Here is an 11,808-nt window from a genome sequence, read left to right as displayed (position 1 = left end):
AATGACGTCGTCAGCCTGAAATAAGCCCAGCCACAAAAAAGCCCCTCGTCGTTGGCCGGCGAGGGGCAGGCTATCGAGCGTTCAGTCAGCCTTGATCGGCACGACTTTTTCCGCTTTCAGTGCTTCCGGTTTTTTAGGCAGCGTCAGTGTCAGCACGCCTTTGCTGAACTGGGCTTCGATCTTGTCGCTGTCGATCCCTTTTGGCAGGTTGAACACCCTTTCGAAGGAGCCGTAATGGCGTTCGGACAGGTGATAACCTTTTTTATTTTCTTCCTTGGTTTCTTTTTTCTCCCCCTTGATGATCAGGTTGCCATTGGCCAGGCGGATTTCGATGTCCTTTTGATCCATGCCAGGCAGTTCGGCAGTGATTTCAAAGCTCTTATCCTTTTCGCTGATATCCACGGCCGGCAGGCTGGTGGCGAACTCGCGGCGCCAGAAGGGCTCGACATCGAACAATCCGCGACTGAAGGGTGAGAGCCCTGTCCCCCGGCTGAAGTCATCGAACAGGTGATCGACCTGCTGACGGAGTTTTTCCAGCGGATGCCAGAGGTCAGTCTTGGCGGGATGCGGAGCATTTTTTTCGGTGTTGACCGGCATTTTTTTCACTGAATTGGACATTTGATTTTCCTCTTTGGTGATGTCCGGATGGCTCCTGGCGCCATTGCCAGGGGCCGGTCCCGGACGGGTCAATGCACGCTTGCAAGCTTTTACAACGAGAGCTGGCCGGACCAGAGCATCCAACCGGCGAAGATCGCCGCCACCCAGATCACCAGCAGCAGGGCCCAGCCAAAACCGTTCAGGGCCTGGCCTGTCCTGGCCCGTTGAGCGCTCAGGTAGATCAACGAGCCGGGGGCATAGAGCAGGGCACTGAGCAGCATGTACCGGGGACCGGCGGCGTACAGCAGCCAGACGCAATAGGCGGTGGCGACCAGGGCTATGGCCATGTCGCGCAGTTGCAGGCTGCGATGGCCGGCGTAGGTCTGGCCTTGCCAGGTCATCTTCAGCGCATACAGGCCGCTGAACAGGTACGGCAGCAGGATCATCGAAGTGGCGAGCGAAATGAGGGCCAGGTAGCTGGCACTCGAATACAGCGTCAACAACAGGAACAACTGGATGCAACCATTGGTGATCCACAGCGCATTGGCGGGGACTCCCTGCTGGTTTTCCGAGGCCAGCAGACGCGGCATGACCTTTTCCTTGGCCGGGGTGAACACCGACTCAGCCGCCAGCAGGGTCCAGGCCAGCAAGGCGCCGCCCACCGAAACGATCAGGCCGATGCTGATCAGCACCGCCCCCCAGGGTCCGGCCACCGCTTCCAATACCCCCGCCATGGACGGGTTCTTCAGGGCGGCCAGTTCAGGTTGTCTGAGGATACCCAGCGACAACAGGGAAACGGCGATCAGCAGCAACAACGTCAAGACGAAACCAATCACGGTGGCCCGGCCCACGTCCGCCCGTTCGGCGGCACGGGCGGAAAATACGTTGGCGCCTTCAATGCCGATAAACACCCAGACCGTCACCAGCATGGTGCTCTTGACCTGATCCAGCGTACTGCCCAGTGCTGGCGTGCCCCAAAAGTCCACCAGGAAGGTGTCCTTGGAGAAACCGGCGATCACCAGCCCAACGAACAACAGCAGCGGCACCACCTTGGCTATGGTGGTCAGGGCGTTCGCCTTGGCGGCGGTGCGCATGCCGCGCAGGATCATCCAGTGCAGCGCCCACAACACCACCGACGCACCGGCAATGGCCGCTTTGTTATTGCCTTCGCCGAACAGCGGAAAGAAGTAACTGAGCGCGGCGAACAGAATCACCAGGTAACTGACGTTGCCGATCCAGGCGCTGATCCAGTAGCCCCAGGCCGAATTGAAACCCAGGAATTCACCCCCCAGCGCGCGGGCGTAAGCGAACACGCCGTTATCGAGCTCAGGCTGGCGATTGGAGAGCATCTGATAGACCAGGGCCAACGACAGCATGCCCACGCCGGTGATCAGCCAACCGATGAGGATCGCCCCGGCGCCCGCGCTGGCGGCCATGTTCTGGGGCAGGCTGAAGATGCCGCTGCCGATCATTGAGCCCACCACCAGGGCGATCAGCAGGCTCAACGACAAGCGTTTAGGTTCGACCTTTCGCAAACTGCCAGCTAAAGGGTGAGGTGTGACGGTCGGGATGACCGGTTCCGTGCCTTGCAGGTGCGTTGCCATGATAGGGCCTCCACGAGACGAAAGGTCCGAGACCGTCGCCCATGCGAAGGTCCGAACGCTGGTATTAATCTCGGCGCAAAGGCAGCAGGAGGCATTGATTTAGATCAGAGGTCATGCAAGGTGTGCGGGGGGAATTTCAGAGTTCGGCGTGACGATGGCAACCGACGACCTTTTGCTTGAGGCCGGGCAAGTCCAGGATCGTGACGTTGCGTCCATGCACGTCCACCAGTTCCTCTTGGCGCAGGTGGGCGATGCCCCGACAGATGGTTTCCAGGCGCAGACCCAGGTAGGAGCCGATGGCTTCGCGGCTCATGCGCAGCACAAACTCCCTGGAGGAATAGCCGCGCATGTTCAGCCGTTGTGACAGGTTCAAGAGAAACGCGGCCAGGCGCTCTTCGGCGTTCATATTGCCGAGCAGCAGCAACATGCTGTGATCGCGCACGATCTCCTGGCTCAATAATTTATTCAGGTTGTGCTGCAGCGATGGCAGGTCGTGGGCAAGTTTTTCCAGGTGGTTGAAAGGGATCGGGCAAACCTCGCTGTCTTCCAGGGCTATCGCATCACAGGCGTAGTGATCGGTGCTGATGGCGTCCAGGCCGAGCATTTCACCTGGCATCTGGAACCCGGTGACCTGTTCGCGACCGTCCACCGACAGCACGCTGGTCTTGAAGAAGCCCAGCCGCACCGCATACAACGAGCGCAACGGGTCGCCAGTGCGGTATAGCGCCGAGCCCTTCTTGACCTTCACCCGCTGGGCAATCAGGGTGTCGAGGCGCTCGACTTCACCGCCCGTCAGGCCGATGGGCAGGCACAGCTCAAGCACGCTGCAATTGGAGCAGGCGGTTTTGAGGGCGTGCACGCGCAGAAGTCTAGGTTCGCTCTCGGCCATTGGGAAAACTCCTTTGACGAAGCAAGCATAGAAGACCAATCCCACCGCGCCTGTTTTTTGTCATCAAAAGGCATACCGGCTGTCGATTGGCGCTCAGTTCGCAGGCAATCGGCACCGCGCAGCAGCAAACTCGTCCCACTAGCGTTTTCAGCTGCACGGGGCGTATTCAACGGCCATTCTGCGGATGTGTTCGTGACGAAATGACGGGCATCGTGACCTGGGAAGGCTTTCCAATGACTCAGAGATGATGGCGGCGATCCATGCGGTGCCGGTGGCCGCGCTTGAAACGGTGGAGGCGCTGTGCAGCGAGTGGATCAGGCGATTTTCCCGCTTATGCCTGACTGGATGGTTTCAATGGATATGGGTATGAGGATTTTTCCTCAGGCCCCGGATGAAGTGGTTGTCGAGTTGTTGCAGCGAGCCTGGGAGCGAGAGGCCGCGCAGGACCGCCATCCCAGTAGCTCGCCAGCCCCATAAAAGAGGGCTGTCAAAGAAGTCGCAGCGCCGCCACCGGACGCTTGGTCGGTAAGAGCGGGGCAAACTCTTCAGGGGTCAGGGTCTCCCTTTCCAATAACAGACGAGCTCCAGTGTCCAGATCAGTCCGGCGACTTTCAAGCAAGGTCTTGGCGCGTTGATAGGCTTCATCGAGCAACGCACGAATGCCCAGGTCGATTTCCCTGGCCGTTTGCTCCGAGTAATCTTTTTCACCGCTGTCCTGCAGGCGGTCGCCCAGGTAGGTTGCGCTTTTGCGCTCCAGCACGGCCTGGCCCAGCTCAGGGCTCATGCCGAACCGGGTGATCAACTGGCGGGCGATATCCGTCGCGTGGGCCAAGTCGTCGGCGGCCCCGGTGGAAATCTGGCCATAGACCAGGGATTCTGCAGCCCGCCCGGCCATCAGCACGACCATGCGGTCCTTGAGCATCTGGCAACTGATGAGGAAATGATCCTCGGTCGGACGCTGCAAGGTATACCCCAGCGAGCCGATGGCGCGCGGCACGATCGAAACCTTGTGGACCGGGTCCATGGCCGGCAGGTTGCTGGCGGCCAGGGCATGGCCCATTTCGTGATAGGCCACCACTTGGCGTTCATCGGGGTGCAGCAGGCTGCTCTTGCGTTCAACCCCGGCAATGATGCGCTCCACGGCTGCCGTGAAATCGTCGAGGCTGACCGCTTCGGCGCCGCGACGGGTGGCGACGATGGCGGCTTCGTTGACCAGGTTGGCCAGGTCGGCACCCGTAAAACCGGTGGTGATGTCAGCGATACGCTCACTGTCGAGGTTCGGTCCCGTGAGGATTTTCTGAAGATGGACCTTGAGGATCGCCTGGCGACCTTTGCGGTCGGGGCGATCAATCAGAATCTGCCGGTCGATCCGGCCGGCTCGCAGCAACGCCGGGTCCAGCACCTCAGGCCGGTTGGTCGCGGCGAGCAGTACAACCCCCTCACGCGGGTCGAAGCCATCGAGCTCTGAGAGCAATTGGTTGAGGGTTTGTTCTTTCTCGTCGTTGCCCCCAAAGGCGCCGACGCCACGCATTTTGCCCAGCGCATCGAGTTCATCGATAAAAATGATACAGGGCGCTGCCTGCCGGGCTTGCTCGAACAAGTCATGCACGCGAGCCGCTCCGACGCCGACGAACATCTCGACGAATTCAGACCCCGATATCGAGAAGAAGGGCACGCCGGCTTCTCCGGCGATGGCTTTGGCGACCAGGGTCTTGCCGGTGCCGGGCGGGCCGATCAGTAACGTTCCCTTGGGGATGTGCGCGCCGAGGCGGGCATATTTCGCCTTGTCCTTGAGGAAGGAGACAATTTCCACCAGTTCGGTCTTGGCTTCGTCGATACCGGCGACATCGGCGAAGGTCACCCCGGTATCGCGTTCGACGAACACCTTGGCCCGGGACTTGCCAATGTTCATGAGCCCACCCAGGCCCTGTTTTTCCGCCAGCCCGCGAAACAGGAAATGCCAGATCACCATGATCAGCATGAAGGGCAGCAACCAGCCCAGCAAGCCGCTTAAAAAGGTGTTTTCGTTGATGCCTGTAAAGCCGACCCCTGAGTGGGCGAGGTCTGTTGCCAATGCTGGATCGACCCGTACGGTGGAGAATAGCGTGTGCCCCTCGATCGGCTCCTTCAGTTTGCCGCTGATCTGTTCTTTCTCGACGCGAAGATCGCTGACCTTCTGATTGTTCAATAGCTGCAGAAACTGGCTGTAGGGGATGACTTGCACACTGGATCGTTCAAGAAACAAAAACTGCACGAGGCTGAGCGCGATGAATGCGATGAAGAAGTAGGACAGATTCCATTGGTGGTTTTTTTTCATGGCCTCGACTCAGTAAAAGGCCCCGGATGAAGAGGCCGTGCACGAGTGACCGGGAAGACTGCAAACTCCCCGGTCTGCAACTCAAGCCAGGAGCAGATGATCGTCCACTTCCCTGACGCCAGGTACCGACCAGGCCGCCCGCTCCGCTATCCGCCGCTGGCGCCATAGGTGAACCTTGCCTTCAAGCCTTACCACGTCACCGTCGACCTTGACGCGAATGCCCTGGGCATCCACCTCGGCGCTGCGCTTGAGGGCCTCCTCGATACGGCGCTGGATATTGCCGGCGTCCACTCGAGGTCGCAGGGTGAGTCGGTTATTTACCCCAACCACGCCGGACAACTTGAACACTGCCCGCTCCACGGTTTCCTTCTGGTACTGCCAATCGACTTCACCCTCCAGGTTGACCCAACCGTTCTGCACGATGACTTTTATGTCGCCTTCGGGAACGTCCGAGCTCCAGTTGATGATCTTCAAGGCGCGAGCGGCAATGGTGTCGTCCGCCGTGCCAGCGCCTTTATCCAGCCGAACCTTGATTTCCTCAGCTACGGCGCGCACGCCTTTGATGCCTTTGACTGCGCGTTCGGCATTGATCTTCTGAGCATAAGTGCTGACATGACCGGAGAGGGTGACCACGCCGTTGTCCACGGCCACCCCGATATTTGCAGCGTTGATGTCAGGTTGGAACTCGAGTTCTTCCAGAATGGTCTTGCGCAGCGTCAAGTCGTCCATCACGGCGTCCTCCAGGTAATCAGGAAAAGGCGGGGCGTACGCGCCCGGTTTGCTTTTTTTACGCCTGAGTGCCGCAAAGACATTGAGCTAAATCAACAAGGCTCTAGTGAGCCACGGTGCGGGGGCGTCGGACGGGCCATGCAGTTGACAAAGATCAGAGTGGGCAGAGAGTGTTGCCAGATAATCGGGTCAGTTGTTAGACGTAGTTCCTGTCGCGCTTAACCGAGGAAATAGCCATGACCATGAATAGATATTTTCCGGTCGTATTGATGAGTATTTTTCTAGCGACCACCGCCGGGTGCAGTCATAAGCATGCCCAGGAAATAGATGCCCGATTGGAGTCGGCGGAAAATAACGCCGCAACGGCAAGACTCAGGGCGGATGAGGCCTACAGGAAAGCTGAGCAGGCCGAGATAATGGCCGAACAGGCGCAACGTACCGCCGAAGAGGCGACCATCCGCGCCACCCGGATGACCGATAAGGCCACGCGCAAGTAATCAGTGGATGCATGCGGCATGCTCAAGAGGCCGGGCGCGGCGATCTTCGGTTTCCTGGCACTTGAGAGACCCGGGCCCATGCCGACTCAGTGGGAATGGCTACACTTCTGTGCAACTGCAAAGGCGCGCCATTCCCGACACGGAAGACTGATCATGACGAAAGGCTCTGCGTTCCAATCGCTCGGTTGCGCCGAGTGCCGTAACCATGAGGCGCTGGGGTTTGATTTCACCATGGCCTTTCAGCCGATCTTCAACGTCCGGACGCGCGCGGCGTTTGCCTATGAGGCGTTGGTGAGGGGCGTCAATGGCGAGTCGGCAGGCTACATTCTGGGGCTGGTGAACGACGGCAACCGTTACCGATTCGATCAGGCATGCCGCGTGAAGGCCATCGAAGAAGCGGCAAGATTGGGCATTCTGGACATCCCCAATTGCTTGTTGAGCATTAACTTTCTGCCCAACGCGGTGTACCGGCCCGAGACCTGTATCCGGGCCACCCTGGAAGCCGCGCGCCTGACAAACTTCCCGCCGGACAGGCTCATGTTCGAAGTGACCGAAGGCGAAAAGATGGACGACCCGGATCATCTCAAAGCCATTTTCGTGGAATACGAACGTCAAGGCTTCACCACCGCCATTGACGATTTCGGTTCTGGCTATTCGGGCCTTAACCTGCTGGCCATGTTCCAGCCTCAGGTGCTGAAGATCGATATGGCGTTGACCCGCGCTATCGATCAAGACCCCGTCAAACAGGCGATCGTTGAAGGCATCATCCTGGTCGCCAGGCGCCTGGGAATTCTAGTCATCGCCGAAGGTGTCGAGACCCGTGAAGAAAGCTCAATGCTGTTAGGCATGGGTATCGAACTGATGCAAGGGTATTTGTATGCACGGCCTGAGGTCGGCCATCTTGCTGTTGGCCGCTTTGATTAGTCATTTGTTTGCAAGGTCGGACGGCTTCTGCGTCGGGTTAAGGCAGCGATCTGTCCTGGTGGCGCCGGCAGATCGGTCCATGACGACAGATCAATCCGATACCGGATCATGACAGCAGACACACAGCTTGTTGCCGTCAAGGTCTCGAAAGTAGGCGCCGTAATAGTCGGGGTGGTAGTGGGGTCTCAATCCCGGCGCTCCCTCACATGTCCCGCCCAATGCCAAGGCTGTTGCGTGGCTGCTCCTGACGATCTCTCGGCTCGGTGCGAGTAGCGCGACCATCTGACCATTACCGGGCGCGTTTGCCTTGCCGTCGAAGGGCTTTCCAATCACGAAAATCGGTCGGGGGGACGACTCAGAAACCCAGCCGGCCCAGCCTTTGTCGGCGTCGCAAAATTTCAACTTGAGGCCCAGTTCGGCCATTATCTTTGCGTAGAAGTCCAAGGCACGGTCAAAATCAGCGATACCTAAAAATACATGAGAGATCATGATGACTCACCGTTTTGCCTATGAGAGCGAATGAGTTTGGCGCGAATCGATTAGCGGTGAAAGGGGCTTGCTTCAAGCGTTTCAGTCAAGGCATGGCCCGGCGGTGGAGGCTTTTCTGTCGGGGGCAGTGGACGTCAGGATGATACGAACAGCCATCACCACCCCCACAAGCACGCCAGCAAGACCCAACGCTTCTAAAAGTGTTGGCAACCGCTGATGAAACACCAAGCCCAATAGCGTGGCGAATAGCGATTCCAGGGATATCAACTGCCCGGAAAGCACCATGGGGAGGCGTCGGGAGGCCGCGTTCCACGCCCAGGCCCCGACGACTGACGACATCAGCGCGATAACGAAGCCCCAGGCATACAAGTGTCCCGCCAGGGAACCCCTGAAACCCAGGCTCGGGAGCTTGAGAAGATCAAGCGCCTGCACCAGTGGTAACAAGCACAAGGTGCCGATTCCCCCGCCGACCATCATGAGCCCGGTCCAGGCACCTGATGCATTGGCCGGGAGGTTGACCAGGGCACTCTGGTTCAACCAACTGAATACCAGCCACAAAACCACGGCAGCGATCGAGAAAAGCAAGCCCAGCAGCCATGAACCGTCGCCGGTCGAAAAGTGATTGATGCTGCCGATGTTCGACAGCAATAGCCCGCCCGTTAAAAAAGCCAGTGGTATCGCCAGTCTTCGCCATTGCACGGTTTTGTGGGTGGCGTTGCCGAGCAATGCCAGCAATACCGGCACCATGCCAATAAACGCCGGGGTCAGCACCGGCCCGCCAAAAATGACGCCTGCGGCAATGCAGGTGCTGTAACCGAGGTAGCCGATGACCCCGAGGCTTGCACCACGAAACAGTTGGTCGCGGCGCAGACGCTTAAGTTGGGTTCGATAAAGGACCACGACAGCCACGCCCAGCGCGCCGGCGATCAGGAACCGTATGATCATCAAATCGTAGATCGTGTAGACACCGGTGACGTAAGGCGCAATGAAATTCAATGCCCAGCTCAGTGTCGCGACGACGGCAAGGGTCACGCCGGCGAGGGTGTTCGAGTCAGTAGTGGGCATTCACGCATATCCATAAGGCAGTCAGCTCATGTTGCACAGCGTCGCAGCTATGCTACAAACGAGTTCTCGGCCCTGGATGCATTACCCCTGATTATGAATAGCCTTGGAAAGTCATTGCCGCCGCTGGCCAGCTTGTTGCCCTTCGAAGCGGCTGCGCGCTTGGAAAGTTTCTCCAAAGCCGCCGAGGAGCTGCACATCACCCAAGCGGCGATCAGTCGGCAGATTCGCGGGCTTGAAGAGGACTTGGGGCTGAAGCTTTTCTGCCGTCGCAACCGCGCCGTCTTCTTGACCCAGGAAGGGCGTGAGCTGGGACGTGTGGTGAGCAACGCGTTGCAAAGCATCAGCGCCAGCGCCGTCAGCCTTCGTCAATCGCCAGGTAAAAACCGTGTCGTTTTACTGTGCCAATTGTGCGAAGCGTTCTACTGGCTGATGCCGCGCCTTTCGACGTTCCATCAGCGATACCCGGAAATCGAGATCCAGGTGGCCACCTCCACCCGACCGTTGACTGATTTCAATGAGCATTTTGACGTGGCCCTGCAAAGCACGGGACGTCCCAGCGGTGCTCATCGTTTGATGTTTACCGCGGCTGATGAAGTGTTTCCGGTGTGCAGTCCCCATTACCTGCGTACCCGCAAGGCGCTGCAAGTCAGTGACCTGCCGTCCCACAGCCTTTTGCACTATCGCGCCACGCCGCCTCATTGGATGCAGTGGGATGGCTGGCTCCAGGCGTTCGGGCAGACGTTGGATGACGCTTCCAAGGGCTCGGTGTTCGATAGCTACCCCTTGATGCTCCAGGCAGCGGTCGAGGGGCATGGCATCGCGTTGGGGTGGCGGCGCACCGCCCAAAGGCTGATTGAAAGCGGTGCGTTGCTGAGACCTTGCGTAGAAAGTGTCCCCTTGCCTGAGGCGGTCTCTGTTTTCAGCCGGCCGGGCGGGGACGATCGGGTTGAGGTTAAGGCGCTGATCGACTGGCTTGAAGGTGAATTGGGAAGTGATAGCCAGACCAGTCGCTGTTAAACCGGTGAAGTTGCCGCTTCCTCAGCCATGGCAGCCCGAACGCTGGGGCGTGCCTCGATCCGTTCCATGTACGCCGCCAACACCGGCCAGTTCTCAACTTGGATATCGAAGAACGGCAACCATTTGAGTACGCTGAACAAGTAAGCATCAGCCAGGCCAAAGGTGCCCATCAGGTAGTCCTGCTCTTCAAGCGCCAGGCTCAGGTAGTCCAGGCGCTTGAACAGTTTTTGTTTGAACAGGGCCTTGGTCGGCTCTGGGATATCGGCGTTGAACAGTGGCGCGCAACCGCTGTGGATCTCCGACGAAATGAAGTTCAGCCACTCCTGGAGGCGAACCCGTTCCCAGGTGCCATTGACCGGTGCCAGGGCATTGCCCGGGACAAGATCGGCCAGATACTGAACGATGGCAGGCCCCTCGGTCAGCACGCTGCCGTTATCCAGTACCAAGGCTGCGACGTAGCCTTTGGGATTGAGGTCCAGGAAGTTCAGCCCGTCAGCGGTTTGCTTGGTCTGGTTGTTAACCCGGACCAGCTCGAAAGCGATGCCCAGTTCTCGCAGCACGATGTGCGGGGACAAGGAGCAGGTCATGGGGGCAAAGTACAATTTCACGGTGTTTCCTCACGAACGGATAGGTCTCGACGCCTCCAGAATCGGTGAGAGCGGGTTCATTTTGCAAAGGACTTATTGGCTGCTAGCCTATGACAAAATCTCATGAGCGCTGCAAGTCATATGGCCGCCAAAACCCCCTCTCTTAATGGCTTGAAAGCCTTCGAGTCCGCTGCCCGGCACATGAGCTTCACCAAGGCCGCAGAGGAGCTGAACGTCACTCAAACAGCCGTAAGTCATCAAATCCGGCGACTCGAAGACGAACTGGGCGTTCGGTTGTTCTTGCGACTCAAAGACGGCCTGGCCCTGACCAGTGAAGGCCAGGCTTATTTGCCCGGAATCAGCTCAGCATTTCATGAGATTCGCCGTGCCACGGAGCGACTGCTGGACGGCGGGAATAACAGCGTGCTGACGATCAGTACCCTGGTGTCCTTGGCCTCCAAATGGCTGTTGCCGCGATTGGCGTCTTTCCAGGAGGCATTTCCCGATATCGACGTGCGCGTGACGGCCTCCACCGAGCTGGTGGACTTTCGCAAGGGTGGAATTGACGCGGCGATTCGCTACGGCTTCGGTGACTGGAAAGGTTTGCGTGCGGATTGGCTGATGTCCGATGAGATTTTTCCAGTGTGCAGTCCCACGTTGCTGGAGGGGCGCAATGGGTTGAGCAGTCCCGCTGATTTAGCCAATCAGACATTGCTGCAGGTCAGCGGGATGACCCATGACGACTGGAACCTATGGTTGAGTGCGGCGGGTCAACCGACAAGATTTGCCGAAGACGCTCGGCTGACATTCGACCTCGCCATGATGGCCGTGCAGGCCGCCATCGACGGTTTGGGTGTCTGCATTGGACGCTCGAGCTACGTTGATGACGACCTGAAAGCGGGACGGTTGGTGGCACCGTTCAACCTGAGGTTGAAGTCGGATCTGGGCTTCTACCTCGTGACGCCGCTTGAATCGGCAAGCTCGAAAAAAGTGCAGGCGTTTAGAACCTGGTTGATGGACCTGGTGAGTCGCTCGGACACACCGAAAATCAGTGAAGTGCTAGGTTGATTCGAGCATGTGTACATAACGGATA

12 protein-coding genes are annotated in these 11,808 nt (G+C 58.5%); 4 read left to right on the top strand and 8 right to left on the bottom strand.

Annotated features, from left to right (window positions below; translation table 11 throughout):
- Positions 1-81: 81 nt before the first annotated feature.
- The 5 genes from EPZ47_RS16865 to EPZ47_RS16845 all read right to left on the bottom strand — a co-directional run bounded on the left by EPZ47_RS16865 (position 82) and on the right by EPZ47_RS16845 (position 6,136).
- Positions 82-618: an Hsp20/alpha crystallin family protein gene (locus EPZ47_RS16865; RefSeq protein ID WP_135845836.1), complete on the bottom strand. Its 537-nt coding sequence runs from the start codon at positions 616-618 to the stop codon at positions 82-84.
- A gap of 89 nt (positions 619-707) precedes the next feature.
- Positions 708-2,201: an arginine-ornithine antiporter gene (gene arcD / locus EPZ47_RS16860; RefSeq protein WP_135845835.1), complete on the bottom strand. Its 1,494-nt coding sequence runs from the start codon at positions 2,199-2,201 to the stop codon at positions 708-710.
- Between the two features lie 136 nt (positions 2,202-2,337).
- Positions 2,338-3,090 (bottom strand): fumarate/nitrate reduction transcriptional regulator Fnr, encoded by a 753-nt coding sequence (fnr, locus tag EPZ47_RS16855; RefSeq protein ID WP_135845834.1) that lies wholly within the window; start codon positions 3,088-3,090, stop codon positions 2,338-2,340.
- Positions 3,091-3,577: 487 nt separating this feature from the next.
- Entirely contained in the window at positions 3,578-5,407 is a 1,830-nt protein-coding gene (gene ftsH / locus EPZ47_RS16850; RefSeq protein WP_135845833.1) for an ATP-dependent zinc metalloprotease FtsH, read from the bottom strand.
- Positions 5,408-5,488: 81 nt separating this feature from the next.
- The gene (locus EPZ47_RS16845; RefSeq protein ID WP_135845832.1) at positions 5,489-6,136 is read right to left on the bottom strand and encodes a BON domain-containing protein; all 648 of its coding nucleotides are present in this window, start codon (positions 6,134-6,136) and stop codon (positions 5,489-5,491) included.
- Positions 6,137-6,378: 242 nt separating this feature from the next.
- Between EPZ47_RS16845 and EPZ47_RS16840 the strand changes: the two genes are divergently transcribed.
- A complete protein-coding gene (locus EPZ47_RS16840; protein ID WP_178084314.1) occupies positions 6,379-6,633 on the top strand; it encodes an Lpp/OprI family alanine-zipper lipoprotein in 255 nt (84 codons plus the stop codon).
- Positions 6,634-6,786: 153 nt separating this feature from the next.
- A complete protein-coding gene (locus EPZ47_RS16835) occupies positions 6,787-7,557 on the top strand; it encodes an EAL domain-containing protein (protein WP_135848020.1) in 771 nt (256 codons plus the stop codon).
- A gap of 90 nt (positions 7,558-7,647) precedes the next feature.
- On the opposite strand, the gene EPZ47_RS16830 is transcribed toward EPZ47_RS16835, so the two are convergent.
- A complete protein-coding gene (locus EPZ47_RS16830; protein WP_135845830.1) occupies positions 7,648-8,046 on the bottom strand; it encodes a VOC family protein in 399 nt (132 codons plus the stop codon).
- Between the two features lie 81 nt (positions 8,047-8,127).
- Positions 8,128-9,111, bottom strand: coding sequence for a DMT family transporter (locus tag EPZ47_RS16825; protein WP_135845829.1), 984 nt, complete (start codon positions 9,109-9,111; stop codon positions 8,128-8,130).
- Between the two features lie 93 nt (positions 9,112-9,204).
- Here EPZ47_RS16825 and EPZ47_RS16820 point away from each other — a divergent pair, with 93 nt between their 5' ends.
- Positions 9,205-10,128 (top strand): LysR substrate-binding domain-containing protein, encoded by a 924-nt coding sequence (locus EPZ47_RS16820; RefSeq protein WP_135845828.1) that lies wholly within the window; start codon positions 9,205-9,207, stop codon positions 10,126-10,128.
- Here EPZ47_RS16820 and gstA read toward each other — a convergent pair.
- Entirely contained in the window at positions 10,125-10,736 is a 612-nt protein-coding gene (gene gstA, locus EPZ47_RS16815) for a glutathione transferase GstA (protein WP_135845827.1), read from the bottom strand. The two genes, EPZ47_RS16820 and gstA, sit on opposite strands and share 4 nt — an antisense overlap.
- A gap of 120 nt (positions 10,737-10,856) precedes the next feature.
- Between gstA and EPZ47_RS16810 the strand changes: the two genes are divergently transcribed.
- The gene (locus EPZ47_RS16810; RefSeq protein WP_135848019.1) at positions 10,857-11,783 is read left to right on the top strand and encodes a transcriptional regulator GcvA; all 927 of its coding nucleotides are present in this window, start codon (positions 10,857-10,859) and stop codon (positions 11,781-11,783) included.
- Positions 11,784-11,808: the final 25 nt, after the last annotated feature.

Origin of the sequence: Pseudomonas viciae (genome assembly GCF_004786035.1) — a bacterium.
Taxonomy (GTDB): Bacteria; Pseudomonadota; Gammaproteobacteria; order Pseudomonadales; family Pseudomonadaceae; genus Aquipseudomonas; species Aquipseudomonas viciae.
Note: the sequence above shows the minus strand (reverse complement) of the source record. Positions and strands in the feature narration are given on the sequence as shown.

Excerpts from the sequence above, each read along its gene's own strand:
- EPZ47_RS16865 (WP_135845836.1), bottom strand. The coding sequence starts at position 618 with ATGTCCAATTCAGTGAAAAAAATGCCGGTCAACACCGAAAAAAATGCT.
- arcD (WP_135845835.1), bottom strand. The coding sequence starts at position 2,201 with ATGGCAACGCACCTGCAAGGCACGGAACCGGTCATCCCGACCGTCACA.
- fnr (WP_135845834.1), bottom strand. The coding sequence starts at position 3,090 with ATGGCCGAGAGCGAACCTAGACTTCTGCGCGTGCACGCCCTCAAAACC.
- ftsH (WP_135845833.1), bottom strand. The coding sequence starts at position 5,407 with ATGAAAAAAAACCACCAATGGAATCTGTCCTACTTCTTCATCGCATTC.
- EPZ47_RS16845 (WP_135845832.1), bottom strand. The coding sequence starts at position 6,136 with ATGGACGACTTGACGCTGCGCAAGACCATTCTGGAAGAACTCGAGTTC.
- EPZ47_RS16840 (WP_178084314.1), top strand. The coding sequence starts at position 6,379 with ATGAATAGATATTTTCCGGTCGTATTGATGAGTATTTTTCTAGCGACC.
- EPZ47_RS16835 (WP_135848020.1), top strand. The coding sequence starts at position 6,787 with ATGACGAAAGGCTCTGCGTTCCAATCGCTCGGTTGCGCCGAGTGCCGT.
- EPZ47_RS16830 (WP_135845830.1), bottom strand. The coding sequence starts at position 8,046 with ATGATCTCTCATGTATTTTTAGGTATCGCTGATTTTGACCGTGCCTTG.
- EPZ47_RS16825 (WP_135845829.1), bottom strand. The coding sequence starts at position 9,111 with ATGCCCACTACTGACTCGAACACCCTCGCCGGCGTGACCCTTGCCGTC.
- EPZ47_RS16820 (WP_135845828.1), top strand. The coding sequence starts at position 9,205 with ATGAATAGCCTTGGAAAGTCATTGCCGCCGCTGGCCAGCTTGTTGCCC.
- EPZ47_RS16810 (WP_135848019.1), top strand. The coding sequence starts at position 10,857 with ATGGCCGCCAAAACCCCCTCTCTTAATGGCTTGAAAGCCTTCGAGTCC.